Source organism: Salinilacihabitans rarus, assembly GCF_024296665.1.
Lineage (GTDB): Archaea > Halobacteriota > Halobacteria > Halobacteriales > Natrialbaceae > Salinilacihabitans > Salinilacihabitans rarus.
In genome coordinates this window covers 3,262,960-3,286,615 of sequence record NZ_CP100762.1, presented here as the reverse complement: position 1 = coordinate 3,286,615, position 23,656 = coordinate 3,262,960, and the positions used below count along the sequence as shown (strand labels likewise).

Annotated in this window: 20 protein-coding genes and 1 tRNA gene; 13 read left to right on the top strand and 8 right to left on the bottom strand. The window is 58.6% G+C overall.

What is annotated here, in order from left to right:
* Positions 1-8 precede the first annotated feature (8 nt).
* From NKG98_RS17290 to NKG98_RS17270, 5 genes are all read left to right on the top strand, one after another.
* Entirely contained in the window at positions 9-653 is a 645-nt protein-coding gene (locus tag NKG98_RS17290) for an SLATT domain-containing protein (RefSeq protein ID WP_254767374.1), read from the top strand.
* 82 nt (positions 654-735) lie between these two features.
* Positions 736-4,935, top strand: coding sequence for a BREX-5 system adenine-specific DNA-methyltransferase PglX (pglX, locus tag NKG98_RS17285; protein WP_254767373.1), 4,200 nt, complete (start codon positions 736-738; stop codon positions 4,933-4,935).
* 2 nt (positions 4,936-4,937) lie between these two features.
* Positions 4,938-7,118: a BREX-5 system phosphatase PglZ gene (gene pglZ / locus NKG98_RS17280; protein WP_254767372.1), complete on the top strand. Its 2,181-nt coding sequence runs from the start codon at positions 4,938-4,940 to the stop codon at positions 7,116-7,118.
* 87 nt (positions 7,119-7,205) lie between these two features.
* Positions 7,206-7,631: a group I intron-associated PD-(D/E)XK endonuclease gene (locus NKG98_RS17275; protein ID WP_254767371.1), complete on the top strand. Its 426-nt coding sequence runs from the start codon at positions 7,206-7,208 to the stop codon at positions 7,629-7,631.
* A 47-nt stretch (positions 7,632-7,678) separates the two neighbouring features.
* Positions 7,679-10,585, top strand: a complete 2,907-nt coding sequence (locus tag NKG98_RS17270; RefSeq protein WP_254767370.1) for a helicase-related protein — start codon at positions 7,679-7,681, stop codon at positions 10,583-10,585.
* 51 nt (positions 10,586-10,636) lie between these two features.
* Here the strand turns inward: NKG98_RS17270 and NKG98_RS17265 are convergent, their stop codons facing one another.
* Complete coding sequence (locus tag NKG98_RS17265) at positions 10,637-11,299, bottom strand: hypothetical protein (protein ID WP_254767369.1); 663 nt, start codon at positions 11,297-11,299, stop codon at positions 10,637-10,639.
* A gap of 234 nt (positions 11,300-11,533) precedes the next feature.
* Here NKG98_RS17265 and NKG98_RS17260 point away from each other — a divergent pair, with 234 nt between their 5' ends.
* The gene (locus NKG98_RS17260; RefSeq protein ID WP_254767368.1) at positions 11,534-11,953 is read left to right on the top strand and encodes a hypothetical protein; all 420 of its coding nucleotides are present in this window, start codon (positions 11,534-11,536) and stop codon (positions 11,951-11,953) included.
* 78 nt (positions 11,954-12,031) lie between these two features.
* Here NKG98_RS17260 and NKG98_RS19140 read toward each other — a convergent pair whose 3' ends face one another.
* Positions 12,032-12,340 (bottom strand): DUF7344 domain-containing protein, encoded by a 309-nt coding sequence (locus NKG98_RS19140; RefSeq protein WP_425504415.1) that lies wholly within the window; start codon positions 12,338-12,340, stop codon positions 12,032-12,034.
* 1,792 nt (positions 12,341-14,132) lie between these two features.
* Here NKG98_RS19140 and NKG98_RS17250 point away from each other — a divergent pair.
* Both NKG98_RS17250 and NKG98_RS17245 read left to right on the top strand, forming a co-directional pair.
* Complete coding sequence (locus tag NKG98_RS17250; protein ID WP_254767366.1) at positions 14,133-14,801, top strand: hypothetical protein; 669 nt, start codon at positions 14,133-14,135, stop codon at positions 14,799-14,801.
* A 92-nt stretch (positions 14,802-14,893) separates the two neighbouring features.
* On the top strand, positions 14,894-15,181 hold the full coding sequence (locus NKG98_RS17245) for a hypothetical protein (protein ID WP_254767365.1): 288 nt from the start codon (positions 14,894-14,896) through the stop codon (positions 15,179-15,181).
* 193 nt (positions 15,182-15,374) lie between these two features.
* Here NKG98_RS17245 and NKG98_RS17240 read toward each other — a convergent pair whose 3' ends face one another.
* From NKG98_RS17240 to NKG98_RS17230, 3 genes are all read right to left on the bottom strand, one after another.
* Positions 15,375-16,478 carry a tyrosine-type recombinase/integrase gene (locus tag NKG98_RS17240; protein WP_254767364.1) on the bottom strand — a complete coding sequence of 368 codons (1,104 nt, stop codon included), beginning with the start codon at positions 16,476-16,478 and terminating at the stop codon, positions 15,375-15,377.
* The gene (locus tag NKG98_RS17235) at positions 16,471-16,815 is read right to left on the bottom strand and encodes a hypothetical protein (protein WP_254767363.1); all 345 of its coding nucleotides are present in this window, start codon (positions 16,813-16,815) and stop codon (positions 16,471-16,473) included. Before NKG98_RS17235 ends, NKG98_RS17240 begins: the two co-directional genes overlap by 8 nt.
* Before the next feature lie 666 nt (positions 16,816-17,481).
* Positions 17,482-17,556 (bottom strand) — tRNA-Arg (locus NKG98_RS17230).
* Between the two features lie 132 nt (positions 17,557-17,688).
* On the opposite strand from NKG98_RS17230, the gene NKG98_RS17225 reads away from it, so the two are divergent.
* The 3 genes from NKG98_RS17225 to NKG98_RS17210 all read left to right on the top strand — a co-directional run bounded on the left by NKG98_RS17225 (position 17,689) and on the right by NKG98_RS17210 (position 19,661).
* Positions 17,689-17,874, top strand: a complete 186-nt coding sequence (locus NKG98_RS17225) for a DUF7511 domain-containing protein (protein ID WP_254767362.1) — start codon at positions 17,689-17,691, stop codon at positions 17,872-17,874.
* A gap of 77 nt (positions 17,875-17,951) precedes the next feature.
* Positions 17,952-18,803, top strand: coding sequence for a geranylgeranylglycerol-phosphate geranylgeranyltransferase (locus NKG98_RS17220; protein ID WP_254767361.1), 852 nt, complete (start codon positions 17,952-17,954; stop codon positions 18,801-18,803).
* A 447-nt stretch (positions 18,804-19,250) separates the two neighbouring features.
* Complete coding sequence (locus NKG98_RS17210; protein WP_254767360.1) at positions 19,251-19,661, top strand: CoA-binding protein; 411 nt, start codon at positions 19,251-19,253, stop codon at positions 19,659-19,661.
* A gap of 51 nt (positions 19,662-19,712) precedes the next feature.
* Here NKG98_RS17210 and NKG98_RS17205 read toward each other — a convergent pair whose 3' ends face one another.
* The 3 genes from NKG98_RS17205 to NKG98_RS17195 form a co-directional block, all read right to left on the bottom strand.
* Positions 19,713-21,026, bottom strand: coding sequence for a dicarboxylate/amino acid:cation symporter (locus NKG98_RS17205; RefSeq protein WP_254767359.1), 1,314 nt, complete (start codon positions 21,024-21,026; stop codon positions 19,713-19,715).
* A gap of 178 nt (positions 21,027-21,204) precedes the next feature.
* Positions 21,205-22,185, bottom strand: a complete 981-nt coding sequence (locus NKG98_RS17200; protein ID WP_254767358.1) for a PLP-dependent cysteine synthase family protein — start codon at positions 22,183-22,185, stop codon at positions 21,205-21,207.
* A gap of 99 nt (positions 22,186-22,284) precedes the next feature.
* Positions 22,285-22,614: a DUF5798 family protein gene (locus NKG98_RS17195; RefSeq protein WP_254767357.1), complete on the bottom strand. Its 330-nt coding sequence runs from the start codon at positions 22,612-22,614 to the stop codon at positions 22,285-22,287.
* A gap of 138 nt (positions 22,615-22,752) precedes the next feature.
* On the opposite strand from NKG98_RS17195, the gene NKG98_RS17190 reads away from it, so the two are divergent.
* Both NKG98_RS17190 and NKG98_RS17185 read left to right on the top strand, forming a co-directional pair.
* Complete coding sequence (locus NKG98_RS17190) at positions 22,753-23,172, top strand: DUF7548 family protein (RefSeq protein WP_254767356.1); 420 nt, start codon at positions 22,753-22,755, stop codon at positions 23,170-23,172.
* 104 nt (positions 23,173-23,276) lie between these two features.
* Complete coding sequence (locus tag NKG98_RS17185) at positions 23,277-23,648, top strand: Hsp20/alpha crystallin family protein (RefSeq protein WP_254767355.1); 372 nt, start codon at positions 23,277-23,279, stop codon at positions 23,646-23,648.
* Positions 23,649-23,656: the final 8 nt, after the last annotated feature.

Sequence of the window (23,656 nt, the reverse complement as noted above, 5' to 3'; positions counted from 1 at the left end):
ATCTCTCTATGACAGACGACGATTTCGACTACGAGGCACACGAACGGCTGCGCGAACGCGTAGCTAACGAAGCAGATAGCGTCTTGTGGACGTTCAAAGCCTACTACGTTGGCGCAGATTGGTATGCGAAGTTAGACCGCCGTCTCGATTGGTTCGTTTTCGGCGTCGCAGGGTTGCTAACGGTCGCTCTCATCTGGGATTCGACGCCCCAGATTATTCTAGTTAGTCTGGCGATCACCACGGCTATCATCTCCGGTTATCGGAGGATGGCAGATCCTGGTGACACAGCCGAGAACTATTACCGTGCAGCAAACGCGTATCATCGGCTTTTCGACGATTATCGCGACTTCATCAAGTTGGAATTGGCCAGGAAAGAGGTCGGTCTCGAACAAATGCGGTCGCGCTATCGGGAACTGGCCAAGCGGCGACGGAACCTCAATGAGGATATGCCCGAGGTAACCAGCAAGTGGTACGAAAAGCTGGATGAATCCATCTACGAGGAGATAGAGACCACCGAGGAGGCCAAAGAACGTCTCACTGGTGAGGCTAGGCTGGCTCCTGCTGACCCTGATCACAGTCTTTCTGAGGAAGAGGTCGCAGATCGGTTGGCAGACGATGCCGAATTGGAGGACCATTCCGAGAAGTCGACTTAGTTTTAGCGGGCTGAGCTCATTACCACTCGACAACATTAAAGAGGGTAGTGTGATTCGGACATGGTATACACAATTACCTCCCATGGCAAGCGATTCTCTCTCCCAACGGAAGGCCCAACTGGACAAAGAAGAACGCGAACATCTCGAGGATGTCGTCGAGGACCTACGTGAGCGCGTCGAGGATAACGTCGAATTTCAACTCACGCAGAAAGGACTCGATGACGAACCAGAGGACTTTGACGATCTCGATGAGGACACTCAGAAACTCGCTGAAGCTATTGACCTCGAAGGAGTCGATGGTCACACCTGGGACGAGGCGTTCGAACAGTACGTAACTGGCGTCGGCTACACGATCGTCAATCGTCTTGCTGCGCTTCGCTGCATGGAGGTACGGGACTTCATCGATGAGGAGGTCACCGTCTTCAAAGACAACGGTCTGACACCCGCTGCTGAGACTCTCGTTCACGAGGAGTTCCTGCTTGAGGACGAAGCAATTATCCAAGCATATCACGACGCTTGTGACCGATTGGCTGAGGAGATAGAGATTCTCTTCAACCGGGACTCGGCCTACAGCCAGATTGACCCGGACGACGATACCTTCGAGGAACTTTGCGGAATGCTCGACGAGATTCCCGACGAGGTCTGGCGGGCCGACGATGTCCTCGGCTGGGTCTACGAATATTACAACCGTCCAGTCGTCGAGGCGTTGGATGCCAAGAACAAACTTGAACCGGAGGACGTCGGTCCGGCGAACCAGTTCTACACGCCTCACTGGGTCGTTCGCATGCTCGCAGATAACTCACTTGGGAAACTCTACCTTGAAGCAACCGACCAAGAGGATACTATCCCGGAACCTGAAGCCCTCTCTCCTGAGGAGCGAAAAGAACGCCTGGCCACGCCGGCGGACGCTCCCAGCGTTCCGGAACTCTGCACGTACCTCATCCCAGACGAGGAATCCGGCGACGCCCCGGAATTCGACCATCCACGAGAACTGCGTGTCATTGATCCCGCGTGTGGCAGCGGACACTTCCTACTATACGCCTTCGACATTTTGGAGCGTATCTGGTGGGCCGAAACTGATCTTGATCGAGCAGAGATTCCCTCGAAGGTTCTGGAGCACAACCTTTACGGTATCGACATCGACCTGCGCTCCTGCCAGCTCTCGGCATTCAATCTCTATCTCAAAGCTCGAACTCGTACTGAAGCAGAAGACGGGCAGTTCGAGATGCCGAACGTCGGGATCGTCTGTGCAGACGCTCGCGTTGCCGAGGTTGAGGAAGCTACCGACGTGCTGGACGAGATCACCGGTGAGGGGAGCGATCTTCGGGAGGCGTTGGACGACGTGATCGAGACGTTCCAGCACACCGAGGCGCTCGGGAGCCTGCTAGATGTAAATGGGACGCTGGAAGAAGCGTTCGATTCCAGTAAGACGCAAGCGGAACTCAGCGACTACAACGGGGGGGCCCACCAGTCGCTGCATTCCTTCCTGAAAGCGCTTCGGCGGGCAGTAGAGGATCAGACGAGCGATTCGTTTGGTGAGCAGAACCTCCGGAGTTTCCTGCATCTATTAGTGGTGCTGACACAGGAGTACGATACGGCCCTGATGAACCCGCCTTATGGGTCGCGGGGTCGAATGCCGAAAGCTGTTCGAGACTATGTAGAGGATCATTATTTGTATAAACCACAATACTACATCAATTTCTTTGAAGCCTGTGAACGGTTGGCTAAAGACGCAGGACGTGTAGGTATGTTGGTCCCCCGTTCGTTCCTTTTCAGTCAGACATTCGAGCCGTTCCGTGCTGATTTCATCGGGGACCGAGGGGGATTCGATTTCCTTGCGGAATATGGGTACGAGATATTGGACAATGCAACCGTCGCAACAGCAGGAACGGTTGTCCGTAAGAATGCCCAACAGGATGATACTGGGACCTTCATCCGCCTTCATGATGTTGATAAGTCAGAGAAAGAGCTCACGTATCTTCGATCCAGTTTCGGCAGTGATGACACTGATATAAAGAGATACTTCTCGATAGAAATGAGCGAATTCGAATCGGTTCCGGGTTCATCGATCTGCTACTCGTTGCCCTCGAAAATCAGAAGCCTCCATGACACAGAGCTGAAAATAGACCCGTCAGTCCCGGATATTGAGGGCCAGGGAATCGGTGATGTAAAGGTCGGAATGCAGACTGGAAACAACGCACGATTCCTCCGCAAGCACTGGGAAGTCAACGAGCCACACTTTAGACCGTTCACCAACGCGGGTGGAGATGTTTGGGTCCGGCCACAGATTGATGAAGTCATTAACTGGGAAGACGAGGGAAGTCATGTCGCTCGGTCATCCAGCTCAGTCCTTCGAAATATGAGCTATCAGACCCGAGAAGGGCTAACTTGGGCATATATCAAGCGCACCGGGCGACGCTTTGGTCATTATCCCAGCGGCGGGTACTTCGGTCACGCGAGTAATATGCTGTTCCCGAATGAGGACCTTTCTACTTGGTTGTTATTAGGGGCATTGAATACCGACCTCTTCCACAGCCTTGCTCTGTGTCTCACTCCCGGACGGAAGTGGGAGTCTGGGTATATCGGTATGCTCCCGTGGTTCCGAGAGTTAGAGGAAAACAAACAGATAGCGGAGAAAGCCAAGCAACAGCATGCTCTATTCTTGGAAAGACGAACGCATGAAATGCAGAGTCCCTACTACGTTGGCCCAAAACTCCTCCCGGAATCTGCCGTGTCTGGATTCTTCTATCCGAACCATCAGCACACGCGGGATACATCGAAGAGTGCGGAAAGCCTGTTTGAGACCGGTAATAAGGAAGATACCCTGATCGAAGTCTGCCGGAAATCCGAAAAGACCGACCTCATTCGTAGACAGCGTATCCAAGCACTTGCAGACGAAATCGACCAAAGAGTGTGTGAGACGTTGGGAATTGATGATGAAACTCGGGATCAAATCCAACAAGAAATTTGGCTCCGAACTGTCGAGAAACCTAGCGACCGCGAAGTACCGAATCCAGAAGCAGTACCGGATAGACCCGATGGGTTCCCTGAACAAGTGAAGAATCTTGTACTGCATTTCACCCTTCGTGCAGTCCAGGAATCTGACGACGGCATTATCCCCCTCTCCGCCGTCGAGGGCAAGGACGATCTCCTGACCCTCATCGAGGCAGAGTTTGAGCGTATCTGGGGCGAGTACGCCGACGACCGCATTGCCGAGGTCGACGACGTACTTGGGAACGAGAGCGCTACTGAGGAAGCCTATCCCAACCTTAGAAAGTGGCTGGAGGAGGATCTCTTTGACTACCACGTTCAGAAGTTCGACCGCACACCCATCCTTTGGCGGTTCACGACCGAGCGACTCGTCTCAGACCCAGAAGGCGAAGGGTTCGGCTGTCTCGTGGACTACCACCAACTGGATGAAAGCGTATTCGACCGCTTACAGAACCGCTATCTCGAACCGCGGAAGAATCTCCTGCGCGAGCGTCGAAGCGCCGCGAATCGTCGCCGGAGCGATGATTCACTCTCCGCGAGCGAGCAGGCTGAGGCTGCCGAGGAGTACGCCCGGTGTGAGAGTGGGCTCGAACAGATCGCGGTGTTCGAAGAACGACTCGCCGAGTTGGCACAGCCCGAGCCCCGTCAGTGGTCGGCCGACGAGCAACAGGCCACTGACGCAGCTGCCGAGCGTGTTTCCGAGTTCCGCCGTCGAACCGAAGAACGTCTCGAGATTGTCGATGAACTCGCTGCGATGGAGGATGTGGATATGGGTGAACTGTTCACCGGGAATTTCTACGAGAAGGTCGAGAACAAGCGTGAGGAATGGTTCGACGCGCTGGAAGACCTCGAGGCTGCATTCGAAGCGTACGCGGCAGACTCAGATCAGCCCGTGGAAGCACACCTGTACGATTTGTTTGACTACTACACTGACGACCTCCTCGGGAGTTCGCACTTCGCGAGTAATGGCATCCTCTACATGACATACTACTTCGACAACTTCGAAAAGGCCGATCAGGCCCGGCTCGATGATGCCGGCATCTCACGGCGACAGCGGCTGATCTCCCAGCTTGCGAGTGACTTAGATGAGTATATCGAACTCGGTGAGTCCATTTCTGAGGACTGTGAGGAGGTCTCGTCAGAAATCCCGTCCGACTGGGCCGACCGCGCGCTATCGGAAATCACCACTGCTGGCTACCAGCCGAATCACAAGTACGGCGTCGAAATCAACATCACGCCGCTTGCCGATGCCGAAATCGTTCCGAAGACTGTTGACGACGACGTCCTGTAACCATGCCCGCGACGAAGACCCTCCCACAGTGCGCTGAAGACGCTATCCAGACCGCTATCAACGAGGCGCCCGACGAGGACCCAGTCATCCTCTGGTGGGACGACGGTGGCTACCTGCGCGACATCGTCGAGAGCGTGAGCCAATCGCTGGGGTGTGCGTTCCACGCGGCCGAACAGACGCCACTCGAGCTACGCGCCGACGCACCCCGTGATCGAACCGTCTGGTACGTACCGCAGGCGCGCAGCGACGATGTAGACTGGTTCAAGGACGTCGAGAACACTGGTGGAGTTGTCGAACAACATATCGGAAAACTCGCGGCACGCTGCTTCGAGAAGGATCGTTTGCAGGCAGCCTCGATCCGTACGGCCTACGAGGAAGCTGACGGCGAAGACCGGGAACAAGTCGCGAAGACGCTCTTCCAAGAACTCAACGGCGACGGTGGCCTTCCAACGCTTCAGGGACTTAAGACGAAAATTGTCCTCGACGGCCACGACGATCCCGTCCAGTTCGTCCTCGAACACGGCGCCGAGAATCTCCCGAATCCCGATGACGACGAGGAACGGGACGACTTTCTGGAGATTCGTGACCTGCTGGTCGATGAGGGCATCACCGCCGTCGAAGGCGTGACCGATGAGAACGTACTCGTAACGCGCACCCGCCGCTGGGCAGTTGCAGAGTGGCTCGTGGAAGAAGGCCTCGAGAAGTCACACCTCGACGCTGAGTACCAGCCCGAACCAAGCTCAGGACTCGGTATTTCCCGGCCTGAACTCCAGTCGCTGCTGAGCAAGGTCGATTCCGAGCGTGCCGAAGAGCTGGCACACGTCTATCTCGACCCTGATGCCCGCTTCTGGCACGACATTCTGCGTACCTACGACGACCCGTGGGAACTCGCCGACTGTCCCGTTGACGCCTCGCTCGAACACGAGCTCTGGGACGAGTGGGCGCAGTCGTTCCACGCCGGCGAGTACGAGACGTGCGCGGGTCGTGCATCCAAGCGCCACCAGCGTCTCGAAATGACCTATGGCGACGTTCCGTGGACGCACGTCTGGGAGCAGGCCGTTGAAGTTGCTAATCTCGCCCAGGAACTTGAGACGTGGGAGGAACGCGGTGATACGACCGACGTCGTCGATCTCTATGGCGACGTCGAGGACGGAACCTGGCAGATCGACAACGCCGTCTTCAACCTCATTATCTCTGGCGAACCAGAACGTGACCTCCCCGAAGAGCATCCCGCAACGGCGACACTCGACGACCTGCGCATATCGCTAACAGAGTCACGCTACCTCGAGTACCTCAGTGACCTCGGCGATCTCGTCATCGATCAGATCGAAGCGGGATCGCCGTTCGTCGGTGAAAGCTACGCCCACCAGTTCTTCGATCAGGAGAAGGAACACCTCCAGAGCGGTCAGAGCGTCGCGCTCTTCATCGTCGACGCGTTGCGCTTCGACCTCGCACACGAACTGGCAGAAGCTGTTCGGCACGAGCTTCCGGGCCTCGAAGTTGACGAGAACGCCTGGGTCGGGACGCTTCCCTCTGACACCGAGTTCGGAAAGGCGGCACTCACGCCGGGCAGCAAGTTCAGCTTCAACATCGAACTGGACGACGGCGAACTCGTGCCCGAGCGAAACGGCCGCACGATCAGCAACTACCAGCGCGAGAAGTTGCTGAAGGACGACGGCTGGAGCTACATCATGCAGAGCGAGGACGACGAATCAGGCTGGTCCAACACCCGCGTCGCCTACTACTGGAACGACCTCGACAAGGCCGGTGAGGAGGAACTGACTGACTTCGAGGCGCTGTTCAGCGATCGTATCGAGACAATCTCAGACATCATCTGCGAGAAGCTCGAGCAGGGCGAGTGGGACCGCGCGTACATCCTCGCTGACCATGGCTTCGTCTCGCTCCCGAAGACCGTCGACATCGACGACATCCACCCGCCGGACGAGGCTGAGAAAGTCACACGGCGCTGGGTCGCCGGCGAGAACATCGACGAAGACGCACCTGGCGTCCTACTCGACGAGAATGCTCACCTGGGCTATCTCGATGAAGATACGAAGATCAGTGCACTCGCCGACCCGATTCAGCGCTTCCGCAATCAGGGACTGCCCGACGCTCGCTTCTACCATGGTGGAGTCCTTCCGCAGGAGTTCGTCCTGAACTTCGTCACTATCACACAGGAATAACCTGAATCCGACCGGACTTCCAAATGCTCTTCAGAAGGTGATCTTCCCAACCAATACATAATTGGGAATGTGGGCGCGAACTGGATTATGAGTCGGAATGAAGGCCACCTCGATGGCGAATTAGCCGAATTCGCCGTTGCGACGGACTTGATTCGTAACGGGTGTCGAGTCTCATATACGCACGGCCAGTATAAGTACGACCTCGTTGCAGACAAGGACGACGAGCTGCTCCGAGTCCAAGTCAAGAAAGCGAATCAGAACAACCGCAAACCATGGAAATATCGAATCTTCACAGATCGGTATGAGGCAGGTCAAGTCGACCTGTTTGCTGGATACATTGTTGACAAAGACGAGGTGTTCTATGCAACTTTCGAAGAAGTCGGCGCAAAAGAATTCCGAATCAATACTAAAAGCCGTAAGCAGATGATCGAGTCGAATGCGGAACGAGCGAAATTACTCGAAGATCACACGTTCGAACGGGCGGTTGCGAAATTAGATGAGAATTGCAATTGAGCTACCACTAGCGAAATGATCACTAACCAAGCAATAATATGGCAACCATGATGTCTCTCGAAGCCGGCGACGCGATTCTCCTAAACGGCACCCCTGCCGAGGTCATTAAGACCTACTCGGTTGGTGATCTCGAATACCTCCGAGCGTACGTCGAAGACGAAGGCGTGAAAACCGTCTGTATCGACGACGTCGAAATCGAGCCAAAACACGAGCAGATGGGTGAGTTAGAACCAGCGTCAGCCGATCAACTCCATCCCGACCACGAGGCAGTCTCAGCCGATTGGTTCGATCTACGCTCCCAGGCTCTCCAACTTCAGATTGCCCATGAACAAGGCCAGTTACTGAGTATTTCGAACTCGCTGGTTCGCCTCGAACCATACCAGCTCGCCGCAGTCAACTGGGTAATGCAGAAACTGCGCCAGCGTGCGCTCATCGCCGACGACGTTGGCCTTGGGAAGACTATCGAAGCCGGCCTCATCCTCAAGGAACTCACCGCTCGAAATCGTGCTGACCGTGTTCTGTTCGTCGTTCCTGCGCATCTCCAGAAGAAGTGGATTCGGGACATGGACCGCTTCTTCGACATCGATCTCACGCCGGCAGACCGACAGTGGGTCGAGGGAGAACGTCGCCGACTTGGCGAGGAGGCGAACATCTGGGATCAGGACCACCAGCAGATGGTAACGAGCCAGGCATTCCTCAGACAGGACGAGTTCCAACCCGCCCTCGAGGAAGCCTTCTGGGACGTCGTTGTGGTCGACGAGGCACACAAGGCCGCCAAACGGGGGGAGTCGCCGAGCAAGACGTCGAAGATGGTCGAACGGGTCGCCGGCAATTCCGACGCTCTCCTGCTACTCAGCGCGACACCGCACGACGGCAAGGGCGAGGCATTTCGTTCACTTGTCGAGTACATCGACCCCTTCCTCGTCGCCGAGGATCAAGAGCTCTCCAAGGAGGCCGTCGACCGCGTGATGATCCGTCGAGGGAAACAGACAATCTACGACGAGAACGGCGAGCGTATCTTCCCCGATCGCGACGTCAATACGGTTCCCGTCGAGATGACCCACGAGGAGCGGCAGTTCTACCGCGCCGTCACCGACTACGTCAAGAACGTTTACAACCGCTCTGAGAAGCTGAACGAGCCGGCAGTCGGATTCGCGATGGCACTCATGCAGAAACGCCTCGTCAGCAGCATCGGGGCCATTCAGTCGACGTTGAGTCGACGACTGCGAGACCTCGTCGACGAGCAGTCGACTACCACCAGTCTCTCGGACGAAGCCGCCGCGTATCTGGACGGAGAGGACCTCGACGAAGACGACAAGCAAGAGGCCGAAGAGGAACTCGCCGCCCTAACTGTCACCGAGAGCGACGCGCAGCTCGAGGAAGAGATTGAGACGCTCCGCGACCTCGTCTCGCTCGCTGAGGGCATTCCTGTCGACTCCAAGGCCCAGAAGGTACGGCGCTACATCCAGCAATTGCTCGAGGAGCAACCCGACGAGAAACTGCTGCTGTTCACCGAATACCGCGACACGCTGGACTACCTGCTCGACCTGGTAAAGGACGAACCTTGGGCTGACGAGATTCTCGTCATCCACGGTGACGTCGACAAGGAGGAACGCGCCCGCATAGAGGACGAATTCAACCACGGACAGTCCCGCCTGCTCTTCGCGACTGACGCAGCGAGTGAGGGGATCGACCTCCAGCACAGCTGCCACATCATGGTGAACTACGAACTGCCGTGGAACCCGAATCGCCTCGAGCAGCGCATCGGTCGCATCCATCGCTACGGCCAAGACAAGGAGGTCAAGGTCTGGAACTTCTCGTTCGAGGATACTCGTGAGGGCGAGATTTTCGAGATGCTCCAGAACAAGGTCGAGAATATCCGGGGCAAACTTGGGAACACCGCTGACGTACTGGGAATGCTCGACGACATCGACGTCGACTCGCTCATCATGGATTCCATCCAGAACGAGGAGCCCCCGAGCGCGACCAAAGAGGAACTCGAAGAGCTCATCGACGAGCGCCAGCGCACGCTCGAGGAGTGGTACGAGCGCAGCCTGATCGACACGAGTACGTTCGACCAGGAAAGCCGTGAGAAGATTCAGGAAGTCATGGACGAGTCGGAGGACGTCTACGGAACCGAGGCGGACATTCACGAGTTCGTCGAGCGTGGGGTCGAGGCGCTCGGCGGGGATGTAGAAAAGGCCGGAAACAATCTCTACAGGGCCGAACTACCCGACTCTCTCCGGCAAGGAACCGATGAGGAGTACGGCCCGTTCACGTTTAGCCGTGACTTCGCGATGGACCACGACGGTATCGACTACGTGTCTCCCGACGACGAGTTGGTCCAGCGACTCATGCAACACGTACTGAATAGTGAGCAGGGCGATGTCGGTCTGAAGCTTCTCCCGTTCATCGACGAGCCAGGGATCGGCTACAACTACCGTGTGAAGTTCGAGGACGGGACAGGTGAGGTCATTCGCGAAGATATGATTCCAGTGTACGTCGATGCTCACCATCAGGATCCTCGAGAGCGACTGGGCCAACGTGTCGTTCAGGGGGACAGCGTCAAAGGATCGCCCGATGCAGACCGCGTGCGCTCTCTGATTCAGAGCCAGGATCAACTGCGAGCAGCAGCTGATCGCTACATCAGTCAGCGGGTCGCATCGCTGCGAGAAGAGCTCCATCAACGCCGGCGAGAGGAGACTCAGCAAGAACTGGATGATCTGGAGGAATACGCAGAAGCTGAGCGCCAACGAATTGAGGAGTTCATCGAGGACTATGAACGCAAGGCTGAGGCCGGATCAAACATGGACATTGCCATTCGCGGTCAACGGGAGCGGCTCAACAAGCTCGAGCAGCGTATCGAAGATCGGCGCAAGGAATTGGAACGAAAAGCGCAGGTGATCTCGCTTGCTCCGGATGTTGAGAATCTCTGCCTTGCTCTTCCAGTTTAGCAATTCTGTCCTTCCGAACTAGGCTAACTGCCGTCCTCCACTACCTCTGGACTAGATCGTCCATTCGGGTCGATCTTTGACGAGAGCTAGGAACTTGTCAAGTGTGTCCTCGCTGGTTGATTCCGCCGTATCATCTCGAAGGTCTTCTAAGCGCTCGTGGACGTCACCGACTGCCGAGTTGACTGCGAGACCTTGGTGATAGCTGAGCTGAGTTTGTCCTGTCGCGACTGCGACAGAGCTGTAGTTGAGGCCTGCTGCGATCGCAGCTGCATAGAGGACCGGTATAGAGAGCCCCTCGTTCGTCCCGAGATAGTATGGCCACGATGCGAGACCGATGTAGTATTTTGCTTCGACAAAGAGGGTCCCTGAAGGTTTGTACGTGACTCTGATCGTTGTGGCCGGCTCCGATGGATCGGGATACGCTGCTCTTAGATACAGCGGTTCATTCGCCTGAGGATCATATTCGTGGTTCGCAGCTGAGAGCCCCGAGAAATTCTCTCTAACTATCTCTGAAACTGTGAACCAAGTCTCTCCTACAGGTGTTTCCGTTTCGCGCACGTCAGTTGGTGATTCAGTCGTAGTGATTTCCGTCGGTTCTGGAACGTCTTGAGGTAACTCGACCAGGGTCGAGTCAAGCGCCTCCAGTCCTGAATAGAACTCGTCGACCGGTGGAAGATCCGGTGCAGAGTTCTCGACATCTGCTTCCTGTGTCATCAAACGACGATATGGCCTATCAGTAGTTGGCTATTAGTTGGCTTAGATCAGGAGGTTTAGAAATGGGATAGAAGACCGTCTGCTCCTGTATTGAGTTTCGGACTAAGGAACCGACTTAGATTGTCTAAGACCTCTGATCGATACACCCTCAGATCAACGTTGTTGGTTGATTATCGGTTTGTGCATCCGAGCTTGCGCCTAATGTTCTTCAGTCCAAGGTGAGAATGGCAGAATATGACAGGAAAAGAGCGGGGACCAACCGATAGAGAGATTTGGGCGGCATTTGATCGCGTTGATGGATGCGTTCCAAAGACTGCGGAAGCAAAGACAGAAGCAGTAGTTCGTCAAATACTGGCCTTGTGTATCGAGCGAACGAGCCCCGCTGATCCTCGGAAAATTACGACGGCTCAGGAGATCATGTGCAACTGTTCAGGAGTCTCCAATCCCGACACCGGACGGAAGTACATGCATCGGCTCACCGGACGAGTCGACGGCTGGGAGTGCATCCCAGGGTTCAATCTACGCAGGAATCAGAAAGCGTACAACTGGCCCCACGGACGACTCGAACTCCTGTTCAACCGTGAAGCGTACTGTGAGGGACGTACGTTTCCTGGTGGCTATACGATTCGATACAAACACCTCAAGGACGTGTAGACCTAGCATCAACTAATTAAACTCACTTGCCATCAAAGAGAGAATTCTCGCTCTTGCAGTTCTGAGACTGGAGTTTAGCTACTGAATGTTGGAACCAGGTAACAAGATCGCGAAAGCGTAGAACGTCCGTAGATTTGCTCCTGGATAGACGACATTGCGGTCGTGGTCGAATCGGACAACATCTTGTCGGTGGAGAGGGTCAAGATGGCTTTGGATGAGCGAGACGTAGACTCGATGCTTCTCTACCCCGGTGACCTGGCGCGGTTCTTTGCTGACCTCGATTGCTGCAACTCCCTCGGCCAGATCACCGACATCTACTGGTGGTTCGGGAGATTCCTCGAGCAGATAGCGGGCGACATTGACGCGTCGTTGACTACTGAGGATCATACCGAACGGCAGCTCGTAGTCGGTGCTCCCAGCGTCAGTCATCGCTTCCTCCTTCAGGTAGCCTGCTTGGAAGACTGTGCATCTGGAACCGAGCGAGACGTTTTTGTCTGATAGCTCGTAATTGCATACGCGGTTGCTCCAACACCGCACCTGGCCCGCGCCACTACGCGGGCCGTTACTCATACCGGTACGGTGTATGAGATGTTGCGGACCGGACTAGGATAAGTAGTTGCATCTTGCCGTACTGGGATTTGCTTATCGTTGGTCTGACTTGACGATCGGAGTCTAACGAGTCATATGTACTCATCCTGGTTGCTATTACATCTATAGACACGATCCCTCTCTAGATTGGATCTCACGACTGGTCTAGGGATGCATCGGATACACTATCGGCTGACGACAGCGTTACTATACATGACATTCAATCATCGACGAGATGAGTTTTCGACGACAGCAGGGAGACTATCAATCAGACGGACGGTGAGTTCCCGCTCGAAGAGATCCACTACAAGATGCGAAGAAGAGAGAAAATTGTTGGATTCAACGAAGATGTTCTAGATACGTTTCTCGGAGAGACAACGTCCCGGTTACAGAAGTCAATCCTACTACTGTTGCTTCTCCACTTTGGTGAGACTGTTCGTCCCAGGTCGAAAGACCTAGGTCTGGCTCAAGCTTCGACACACACACCCCGTGTTTCATCTGCAAGTCCTCTTGAGAGGGGGGGACCCCCTCCGAATCAGCGGTCTTGAAATCATCAACTTAGTGGATCGATGTTGCTTTCGATTCACTGAACTCGCTGAGAAGGTGATGCGCTTGGAGACACACACCGTACTTCATCTGCAAGTCCACGTGAGAAGGGAGGCCCCCTTCGAAATCAGTGACTTTGGAATCATCCAATTAGCGTAGGACAGAGAATCATCTACCCTGATTCTATCGCAAGTTCCCAAGAGCAGGATTACCTCGAGATATGATCTTTTACTCACCTCTTGCTGAGAGACTCCTTATTAACTATAATAAAACTCTTTTGGTATAGGTTATTATTACTGCTATCAGAGAATCTACTCAGCAGATCGTATATCCACCTCTATCCATGAGAAACGAGCAATATAGGCGCTCTACAGGCAGTTCTCTTTTTCAGGGACCGGCGAAAAGCTACCCGACGGGCCTTCTCAGATACATTTGCAGATGAAACACGGGGTGTGTGTCTGGAATCTCAGTCTAAGTCTTCGAGAGTTGTGTGTAAACTCTCCACTCGGCCATCTTGTTAGTTCCCCCACATCTACTCACAGAAGCACCCATCCTATCGATTATTCCGAAGGCAAAGTCTCACTGTAGAGTACGCCCAATACTGTGACCGGGCACTATTTCTGGGGCCCTCCCTCTCTCAGAGGCATTTGCAGATGAAGCACGGTGTGTGTGTCCAACTCTGTATATTGACATCTTTCCGCTTCTTAGTAGAGTTCACGTCAAAACAGTATCCTCAGACCACTGCGATCACCCCATTTTTGGTTCGAAAGTTGGCTGGAAGTTTGTCAGGGAGTGCAGTCGACGACGATCGTCTTGACTGCTTTCCGAATCCCATTGTACATTCAAGGGGGCAATCTGCTCGTTAGCTGCTGGCTCTGTTAATTATAGACCGATTTTGAGTTCCTCAGTTCTTTGTTGCAACAACGGCTTTCCGTGCTACATAACCCTTCTATCGGGTCATCTTCCCATATTACTCCTTCAAAGTCGAGTATCTGGAGGGTCCTCAGGCTTATAATGAACCATCCTTGACTGCGTCACGGAACGAATGAGCAACCAAGAGCAGTTAGACAAGGAGGCGCTGACCGAGCTTCGAGACATCGCTAAAAAGGTAGCAATGGGCAATGCTCCACCAAGCGACCTTCTTTCGCCAGCTTTCCACTACCTTGCACGGGCACCCATTCCGTCGGGTCACCTAGCCGTGAAATCGTTAGGCCGAATTTCGTTTGGTCGAGACAACGCCCACAGACCGGGGATCATCCTGTTCGTTTCAGAACAGGACTTGAACAATAGCGACCGGCTGCGCAAAGTCAATCAACAGGCTGGGTTAGGGGTCCCGACTCAGAAGGATTATCGCAGTATGAGCGACGGGTCGTGGGATTCGCCTGACGCTGCTGCTACGTTCATCTCGAATAGTGTCTCTCTCGAGTTCGATGCCGCAGAGCAGGCTGATGTCGAGTACGAGGGGACGATCTATAACCAGCTACTCCCAGCGGTGATCTGTGCGCTCGAGTCTCTAGACGATGCATATGTTCGATGGCGTGGCCCTGGATCGGAAGGTCGAGTGCAGATCGACGAAGCCCTCGAAGGCCAAAGTGGATTCGCAGTCTGGGTCCACCCGGACTGTCTGGGCCCAGACCTTCAACCAGAGGACATTGCGAAATTCTGCGACGCAGATGAGGGTCAACCATCCATAATGGAGGGAATCGATCTGTGAGTGCTGATCAACACGACTTGCTTGAGTGGTTCCCGACCGCTGACAAGGCCCGAACGAGTGTCAGCAATGTCGTAGGTGCGACTCCATTAGGGATGAGCGTCAGGAGGGAAGTCTGCTTCCGTGACTGGGAAGATCCTGTTCTGGTCCGCTGTGAACTCGAAATTCGTCCTACCCACGCTGGAGGACGTATCGGGGTCGTCGAGTGGACGGTTATAGTCCTCGATGAGGTCTCAACCGTTGCTCTCGAGAGAACTGAGCGTCTCTACGAAGAGATCGACTACGATCCCACTGTTGATGATCTACGAGACCTCACGGCTGAGTTGATCTTGAAGCAAGCCTACCCGCTTGCGAGGGAAGGCTGGAATGAGGTCCGGAGCTAATCTACATTTGGTTTCGGTCAGAATCTACTCTTTCAGATATGGTCTGTGAAGTCGAGTGTCCTACTACCCTGTAACGAAATCTGGATTTAGCAGTCGCTAACAGGCGATCAGTTTAGAGACGCCAGTCGGCTACTGTGTCGGAATCAGCGGAGGAAGGAAGAGGTATCCCAATCCCAGGTGGACCAATTCATCCCTAGTAGTTAACCTCTTCTTCGTCCTGCATGATGCGCTCTATGAGCTCTTTACGAGCTTGCATCTTTTCTTCGTCGTCGTTCTTGTTGTAATACTTTTTTACCGTCCCCGGTTCGGCGTCGACGCGATCACTCAGGACTCGCGGTGGGACCCCCTCACTACTGACGTGAGTGATGTACCCACGTCGGATGTCGTGTGGCGAGCGAGTCGATGGACAATCCGATGGCTTGTCCCGATTCTCCGCTGTTTCACAGGTGCTGGGCTGCTTACCGTGAGGGCACGTTTCCCCGAGTTCACAGGGCCGTGTCCATTTGTAGACCATCCCGCGGATGGTGGAAGGATTCGCTCGACCATGGGACGTCCCTATGAGCGGCATGCGACCATAGTCGTCGGTGACCTTGGGATGATTGTACTGGAGATACTGTTCGATGGCTTCAGCGGTTTCTTCTGTAATGAAGACGCGCCGTTCGGAGTCGTCGCGATTTTTCAAGTTTGTTCCTTCTTCAGGTCGGTTTCGAAGCTCGATGTGAGGAACTTCTGCATCGAGATGAACGTCAGGTACGTCGATCGAGTGAACGCTGCCGAGTCTCAGACCGCTATCCACGAACAGTCGCCACACGACTTCCTCTGCTTTTCCACTTTCGGCTTTCGCGATGTGGCTCAGGATCTCCTCTGCACGGTCATACTCGAGGATCTCATCACTCGTCTCGTCTTCGTCTTCGATGTCCGGGACATACACGCGATCGGCCATTCCTGGCGTTACGTACTCCATCGACTCCATCGCGCGGAAGAAGACACGAATCGTCTTCATATGCTCTTGGAGCGTCTTAGGAGCCAACACATCGACCTTTTCAGTAGCCTCAGTCCGTCGCCACTCGCGATACTGTTCGATGTCTTTCCCGCGAAGATCGCAGACGTATTCGATTCCCTCGAGTTCGCAGTATTCCACGAGGTGGTTCAGGCGCTTTCGATGTGTCTCGACGGTTCCTTGCGTCGTTTTACTCTCGGTTTTGCGCCGACTGAGATACGCTTCGACGGCCTCATCGACGGTGATCTGGATTGGCTCTCGAGGACTTGATGGCTGTCGCTTGTCCGACTTACTCATCTTTCACCTCCACGTAGGCGACAAACCTGTCGACCGTTTTCATGTGCTCGATGATAGTCGATTCAGCAAGCTCCTCGACTTTCAGAGGCGCTTCAGATCGACGCCAAGTACGATACTTGTCGAGGTCGTGGGATAGCAGCTCGCGCGGCGTCTCGATACCCTGCTGTTCGCAATAATCGACAAGGTACCCGAGTCGTCGCTTCTCGACTTCCACCGTGCTTTCCATGAGCTCGGACTCGTTCTTCCGGTGATCGAGGTAGCTATCTACAGCTTCTTCAATCGTTGAGTGGTCGCGGTTACCTTGTTCAAAGGCGTCGAGTCGCTCTTGTTCACTCATCGAAACTCACCTCTTCGTCTTGCCAAGTCGTCGAGGCTTGACGATCAGTAGCGGTGTTCAACCCGCTGTACGATCCCGAGCTGTGGTTGGGCTCGGTCCGACTGTGGCGCTGGCCGATCAGCGCTATCTTTGGTTCCCGGGGATACCGGGCATAGATAGCGCGTATTGAGGCCGTTCCTTTCTGATCTCGCATTGCACCTGAACCTCGTTAGTCACATTGACTTAAGGGTCAGCCTCAGATATATGATAGGATATACCCGAGATGGCTACATAAGATGGCTCTCACCTGTCTCTACTCCCCGGATTTTGCTCGAATGATAAAACGCGCCAATATTTGTTTGAGAAGTGTCAGTTCTCACGCACAGTGAGCGTGACTCACTGAGCGTTAGACGAACACGGGGTTTGTCGCACGCACAGTGAGAACGGCGCACGCTGCGTGCGACAGCAAGCAAGTTAGAGTTGGTGCGCGCTCCACCACTAACTCGCGCGCAGAACTGAGTCGATTCGCGAACATTTAACACGGTTCTACACGTTTGGTATCCTGCGAACCGCATGACGGCGTCGACCCGCATCACGGAACATGATGGAATCTACCTCGGTCGACGGGGGGGTTCTTTATAAGCAACCCTCCGCCGTCTGTGGAATCCTAACCATCATGAAAACGGATGGGCGCTGCAGGATTTGAACCCGCGACAACTTGGTCCGAAGCCAAGCACTCTGTCCAGACTGAGCTAAGCGCCCTCACCTGATTGGTTTCCGTCGACCCCGTATAAGTCACTCGATTTTTTCGCGGCCGGCCCGTCACGTCGTTCCCATGGAGTGAAAATCAGCGGAGAAGGTCATACCCGAACGACGCCAAGTGTCAGGCGAGCCATGACCGTGAACGAGGCCCCCGTCGGCGACGCCGACGGCCGTCGGCAGGATGGTACCCTCGAGTTGCTCACCGACGACGAGGTGAACTGGACCGCCGTCCCGGCCGAGGCCACCGGCGACGAGCGGATGACCCGCTGGATCACGGTCGAGTGCCACCTCCTCTGTGACCTCGAGGAGTGGCGCTGATCCGACGATCCGATCGTCCTTCTCACCGCGCCGGCGCATCGCACGGCTTATACCCCGCGACTGAACAGTCCCGAGTGATGACCCTCGGGGAGACGGCGCGCGGGTTGCTGGAGTTGACGCGGCCGGGGAACGCGGTCGCGGCGGCGGTGTTGACGTTCACCGGCGCGTTCGTCGCCGGCGGCCTCGGCGAGCACGGCCTCGCGGTCGCCGCGGCGGTCGCCGCGACCGGCCTCGCGGTCGGGGCGGGCAACGCGATCAACGACTACTTCGACCGCGAGATCGACCGGATCAACCGGCCCGACCGGCCCATCCCCCGGGGTGCCGTGAGTCCCCGCGGCGCGCTCGCGTTCAGCGGCGCCCTCTTCGCCGCGGCGGTCGCGCTCGCGCTCGTCCTCCCGGCGCTGGCGCTCGCCATCGCGGCGGTCAACCTGCTCGCGCTCGTCGCCTACACCGAGTTCTTCAAGGGCCTGCCGGGGCTTGGCAACGCGCTGGTCGCCTACCTCGTCGGGAGCACGTTCCTCTTCGGCGGGGCGGCCGTCGGGGACGTCCGGCCGACGCTCGTCCTGTTCGTGCTCGCGGGGGTGTCGACGCTCACCCGCGAGATCGTCAAGGACGTCGAGGACGTCGAGGGCGACCGCGAGGAGGGCCTGCACACGCTGCCGATCGCGATCGGCGAGCGCCGCTCGCTGCAGGTCGCGGCCGTCCTGCTCGCGCTGGCCGTGCTCGCGAGTCCGCTGCCGTACCTGCTCGGGTACTTCGAGGAGGCGTACCTGCTCGTGGTCGTCCCGGCGGACGCGGTCATGCTCTCCGCGGCCTACGAGAGCTTCGAGAACCCGACGGCCGGCCAGACGCGACTGAAGTACGGAATGTTCCTCGCCGCGCTCGCGTTCGTCGTCGGCCGGGCGGCGGCCGAACTGGGGGTCCCGTGAGCAGTCGCCGACGGCGGCCGCTACCGGTACTTTCCGTCGGCGCCGTCCCACGGTGATCGGACATGGGTGTTCAAAAATAATTCAAGCTAGCTGGTGTATTTTGGTACCGTACACGGCGTGGTCGGCGCGTCTCGTCGCATCCGGCAGGGCTGGTACGGAAGTGAGCAATGGACGACCTCGCACACGTGCTCCCGGACGCCGAACTCGAACCGGGAACGAACGTCCTCGTCTCGGGGCCGCCGCCGTCGGGAAAGCGCCGGATCGCGTCGACGCTGCTCGTGTACGCCGACCGCCAGCCCGTCTTCCGGTTCCACGTCTTCACCGGCCGCGTGAAAAGCGCCGACGCCTCGGACTCCACGCTCGCGTCCGCCGACGGGCCGGCGGGCCGACGGTGCGTCGAGGTCGTCGGCCGCTGGAGGTTTACCGCTGGCTCCCGTTCGTCCGGGTATGCCAGTCGAGAGCGACGACGAACTGCGCGAGATCCTCGACGCGGAGACGATCGCCGTGGTCGGCTGTTCGAGCACGCCCGGCAAGCCCGCCCACGGCGTTCCGGCGTACCTCCGCGAGCAGGGTTACGAGGTGATCCCGGTCAACCCCTACGCCGACGAGATTTTCGATCGGCCGGCGTACGACTCCCTCGCCGAGGTCGACGAGGAGGTCGACGTCGTCGACGTCTTCCGGCCGAGCGAGGAGGTAAGCGGGATCGTCGACGAGGCGATCGAGCGCGAGGACGCGGGCGCCGTCTGGACGCAACTCGGGATCGAAGACGACGAGGCCGCCGAACGCGCCGAGGAGGCGGGCAAACGGGTCGTCCAGGATCGGTGCATGAAAGTCGAACACCGGCGGCTGCTTGGCTGATCGGCGACGGTCCAGCAGGGTGGCGCGTCGGAATGGAGTCGCGCCGGCCCGTCAGTCCTCCGCCGGCGCCCCCGACGTCGTCGGCGCCTCGCCGACCCACGAGCCGCGGTCGAAGTCGACGGCGTCGTTCCAGTTCGCGACGAGCGTCGTCACCGCGAGGTCGCCGCTGACGTTGGTCAGGGTCCGGAGCCGGTCGAGGAGGGGATCGACGCCCGCGACGAACGCGACGATCGTGAGGGGCAGGCCGAGCTGTTCCAGCACGAGCGTGAGCATGATCAGCCCCGCGCTGGGGACGCCCGCGGTGCCGATGCTCGCGAAGACGGCGACGAGGACGACGACGAGTTGCTCGCCGAAGCTCAGCGAGACGCCCGCGAGGTTGGCCGCGAAGACGGCCGCGACGCCCTGATAGAGTGCCGTCCCGTCCATGTTGATCGTCGCGCCCAGCGGCAGCGAGAAGCCGTAGATGCCCTCGTCGACGTGGAGGTTGTCGTCGGCGTTGGCCATGCTGACCGGCAGCGTCCCGGCGCTCGAGGCGGTGCCGAGCGCGGTGACGAGCGCCTCCCGGATGCCCGTGAGGAAGGCGGTCGGCGACTGGCCCAGCAGGAGGACGACGATGCCGCCGAGTTGCACGACCGCGACGTGCAACAGGACGGCGACGAGGAGGGTGGCGACGAGGAGCCCGAACGTCCGGACGGCGCCGAGCCCCGCCTCGCCGAAGGCGACGGCCATCAGCGCGAAGACGCCGACGACGCCGTACTCCATCACGCCCCAGACGATCTTGAACATCGCCTCGGCGCCGGCCTCGACGATGTCGAAGATGGTCTGGACGCCGTTGCGGACGTTCTCGTTTCGGGCCGACTCCTGGACCAGCGCCAGCGCCAGCCCGAAGGCGATCGTGAAGAAGATCGTCGGCAGCACCTCGCCCGCAGCCATCGCCGCGATCGGGTTGTCCGGAACGATACCGAGTACCACGTCGGCGAGCGCCGGCGGCTCCTCGACGTCCGGCTGTTCGACGCCGCTCAGCGAGAGGCGGGCCCCCGGCTGGAGGAGGTTCGCCACGAGGAGGCCGAACAGCACGGCGATCCCGGAGGTCACGAGGTAGACGAGGACCACCTGTCCGCCCACGCGCCCGAGGCGACCCGGGCTCAGCCGGCGCATCCCCATCACGAGCGTGAACACCACGATGGGGATCACGATCATGCTCAGCAGGTCGACGAACAGGTCGCCGAGGGGTTCGAGCGCCGTCGCCGGCTGGCCGACCGCGAGGCCGACGATCGAGCCGAGGACGAACGCCGCCCCGAGCCGGTAGACGATCGGAATCGACCGATAAGAGCGCCACACGCTGTGAATCCGACTCCCACTCACGTCACGTCACCTTTCGACATCTCTCGATGCGGGTTGTGCGCTGAGACATATAAACCCGCGCACCGGATCGGCCGCGAGCGGGCTCGTTCCGGTCGATTTACCGACAGGACGGGCCCGGACGGCGGGGGAGTCGGTCGGCGTCGAAGTCGGCGGTTCCGACCGGTCGTACAGTCCGGCGCTACGACGTCCACTCCTCGAACGAGCGGTAGATCCCCTTCGAGAGGTAGCGCTCGCTGGAGTCGGGGAAGACGGTGACGACCGCGTCGTAGGGGGCGTCGATCTCGCCGTCGGCGATCCCCCGGGCGACGTGCTTGGCGGCGACGCTCGCGGCGCCCGCGCTCGACCCGACGAGGTGGCCCTCGTCGCGGGCCAGCCGGGCGAGTTCCTCGTGGGCGGCCTCGTCGGGGACGGCGTACACCTCGTCGACGAGGTCGGGTTCGAACAGTTCGTTCGTCTCGACGTCGTGGGTGCCGATGCCCTCGATCTTGTACTCGTCTTCCTCGCGATCCTCGCCGACGAGGTCGCCGAACAGCGACCCCTCGGGTTCGACGGCGGCGACGTACGTGTCAGGGTTCTGCTCGCGGGCGTAACGGGCGATGCCCATGAGCGTCCCGGCGGTGCCACAGCCGGCGACGACGGCGCCGACCTCGCCCGAGAGCGCCTCGTAGATCTCCGGGCCGGTGGTCTCGTAGTGGGCCTCGGTGTTGAGCGGGTTCGCGAACTGCTGGGGGACGACGGCGTCGTCGAGTTCGTCGGCGAGTTCGTGGGCGCGCTCGATCGCTCCGCCCATCCCGTCGTCGGTGGGCGTGTTGACGATCTCGGCGCCGAGGGCGGCCATCAGCTGCTGTTTCTCGACGCTGAACCGCTCGGGGACGACGAAGATCGCGTCGAGGCCGAGCTGGCGGGCGGCGATGGCCAGCCCGATCCCCGTGTTGCCCGCGGTCGGCTCGATCACCGTCCCGCCCGCGGGGAGTTCGCCGCGTTCGAGCATCCGTTCGAGCATGAACTTCCCGATGCGGTCTTTCACGCTCGCGCCGGGGTTGAACGACTCGAGTTTCGCGTAGACGGGCACCCCCGTCGGCGCGTCGTGCACGCGGACCAGCGGCGTCTCGCCGACGGCCTCGAGCACGGAGTCCAACGGTCGCTCGTGGGTCGTCATCGTACGGGCAAATGTTGCCCCCGTTGTTAGCTCTTGCCATCACGAGCGTCCGCGAAAATCACCCGTGAGAGGTACCGAGCGGGAGAAATAGATCCGCGACTACTCGCTCGCGTCGGCCGCCGCCGACTCCTCCGGCGGCGTCTCCTCGTCGCTCGTCGCCGCCTCGTCGCCGTCGTCGGCTTCGGCCTCGTCGATGGCGGCCTCCGCGAGGATCGCCTCTCCGTCGAGGCCCTGCTCCTCGGCCAGCGCGACCAGCAGCGCGCGCTGTTCGGTCAGCCGGTGGTCCATCGTCGTCACCGTCTCGTGGGTGTCGTCGACCGCCTCCTCGAGGCGGACGATTCGCTCGGTGAGGTCCTGGACCTGCTTGTACATCTGTTCGGCCCGCTCGGAGACCATCTGGAGCTTTTTCGCGGTGCTGCCGAGTCCCATACCCCTCGATGGGGCGTCCAGACAATTGGGCCTTTTCCTCCGTCGCGGGCACACGCCGGCCGCTCGCCCCGGTGGTCGGCCCGTCGACGCGAGCGAGCGGCCGCCGCGCTTATGCGAGCGGCCGGCGACGCCCCGGGTATGCGCGCTCGAACGCGCCCGCCGACCGCCGGCGTCGTCGCCGCGGTCGCGTACCTGCTCGCCGTCCTCGCCCCGTACGTCCTCCTCTCGGACGCCGACGCCCGGACGGTCGCCCTCTACTACGACGCCGGCGTCGCCGGCCCGCAGTTCCTCTCGCTGCTGGCGGTCGTCGCCGTCGTCCTCTTCGCCGCGGGCCGGCAGGGCCGCAGCGACCCCGACTTCGTCGCCGGCCTCACGCTCGTCCTCGGGGTCGTCCTCGCCGCGCTCGTCCTGCTCTGGGCGGTCTCGGTCCCCGAGAGCGTGATCCTGAGCATCGGCGAGGAGGAGTGGTTCGCCTACCACCGCTGGCTCGTCGCCCTCGCCGCGGTCGCCCTCGCGGGGGCGGCGGCGTGGTACGTCCGGGCGCTGGGACTCGTCTGACGGCGCCGCACGCCGCCCATCGCCCGGTTCGACCCTGAAAATGCAAGCGAAAAATACAATACGAACCGCCGACATAGTTTATCGTGGACGCGAGGTGAACAGCCATGGCGCTCCCCACGAGTTCACCCAGTGGCTGGATGCAGGGGCTCGACCTGCCCTCCCAGCTGTTCGGCGACATCGGTGGTAACGACTACGAACTGTACGAGGAGGACGGCGAGTTCGTCCTCACCGTCGACGTGCCCGGGTTCGAGCGCGACGAGATCGAGGTCGCCTGGGACGACGGCGTGCTGAACGTCGCCGCCGAGCAGGTCGACGAGGACCGCGGGCGCAAGAAGACCTACCACCGTCGGTTCCGCTTCCCCCGGGACGTCGACGACGAGGGGATCACCGCGGCGTACACGAACGGCGTTCTGGAGGTCCGACTCCCGGCCGAGGGGACGACCGTCCGCGGCAAGACGATCCCCATCGAGGGCTGACCGCCCCG

Coding starts and splice junctions, on each gene's coding strand:
- NKG98_RS17290 (WP_254767374.1), top strand. CDS start 9: ATGACAGACGACGATTTCGACTACGAGGCACACGAACGGCTGCGCGAA.
- pglX (WP_254767373.1), top strand. CDS start 736: ATGGCAAGCGATTCTCTCTCCCAACGGAAGGCCCAACTGGACAAAGAA.
- pglZ (WP_254767372.1), top strand. CDS start 4,938: ATGCCCGCGACGAAGACCCTCCCACAGTGCGCTGAAGACGCTATCCAG.
- NKG98_RS17275 (WP_254767371.1), top strand. CDS start 7,206: ATGAGTCGGAATGAAGGCCACCTCGATGGCGAATTAGCCGAATTCGCC.
- NKG98_RS17270 (WP_254767370.1), top strand. CDS start 7,679: ATGATGTCTCTCGAAGCCGGCGACGCGATTCTCCTAAACGGCACCCCT.
- NKG98_RS17265 (WP_254767369.1), bottom strand. CDS start 11,299: ATGACACAGGAAGCAGATGTCGAGAACTCTGCACCGGATCTTCCACCG.
- NKG98_RS17260 (WP_254767368.1), top strand. CDS start 11,534: ATGACAGGAAAAGAGCGGGGACCAACCGATAGAGAGATTTGGGCGGCA.
- NKG98_RS19140 (WP_425504415.1), bottom strand. CDS start 12,340: ATGATCCTCAGTAGTCAACGACGCGTCAATGTCGCCCGCTATCTGCTC.
- NKG98_RS17250 (WP_254767366.1), top strand. CDS start 14,133: ATGAGCAACCAAGAGCAGTTAGACAAGGAGGCGCTGACCGAGCTTCGA.
- NKG98_RS17245 (WP_254767365.1), top strand. CDS start 14,894: ATGAGCGTCAGGAGGGAAGTCTGCTTCCGTGACTGGGAAGATCCTGTT.
- NKG98_RS17240 (WP_254767364.1), bottom strand. CDS start 16,478: ATGAGTAAGTCGGACAAGCGACAGCCATCAAGTCCTCGAGAGCCAATC.
- NKG98_RS17235 (WP_254767363.1), bottom strand. CDS start 16,815: ATGAGTGAACAAGAGCGACTCGACGCCTTTGAACAAGGTAACCGCGAC.
- NKG98_RS17225 (WP_254767362.1), top strand. CDS start 17,689: ATGACCGTGAACGAGGCCCCCGTCGGCGACGCCGACGGCCGTCGGCAG.
- NKG98_RS17220 (WP_254767361.1), top strand. CDS start 17,952: ATGACCCTCGGGGAGACGGCGCGCGGGTTGCTGGAGTTGACGCGGCCG.
- NKG98_RS17210 (WP_254767360.1), top strand. CDS start 19,251: ATGCCAGTCGAGAGCGACGACGAACTGCGCGAGATCCTCGACGCGGAG.
- NKG98_RS17200 (WP_254767358.1), bottom strand. CDS start 22,185: ATGACGACCCACGAGCGACCGTTGGACTCCGTGCTCGAGGCCGTCGGC.
- NKG98_RS17195 (WP_254767357.1), bottom strand. CDS start 22,614: ATGGGACTCGGCAGCACCGCGAAAAAGCTCCAGATGGTCTCCGAGCGG.
- NKG98_RS17190 (WP_254767356.1), top strand. CDS start 22,753: ATGCGCGCTCGAACGCGCCCGCCGACCGCCGGCGTCGTCGCCGCGGTC.
- NKG98_RS17185 (WP_254767355.1), top strand. CDS start 23,277: ATGGCGCTCCCCACGAGTTCACCCAGTGGCTGGATGCAGGGGCTCGAC.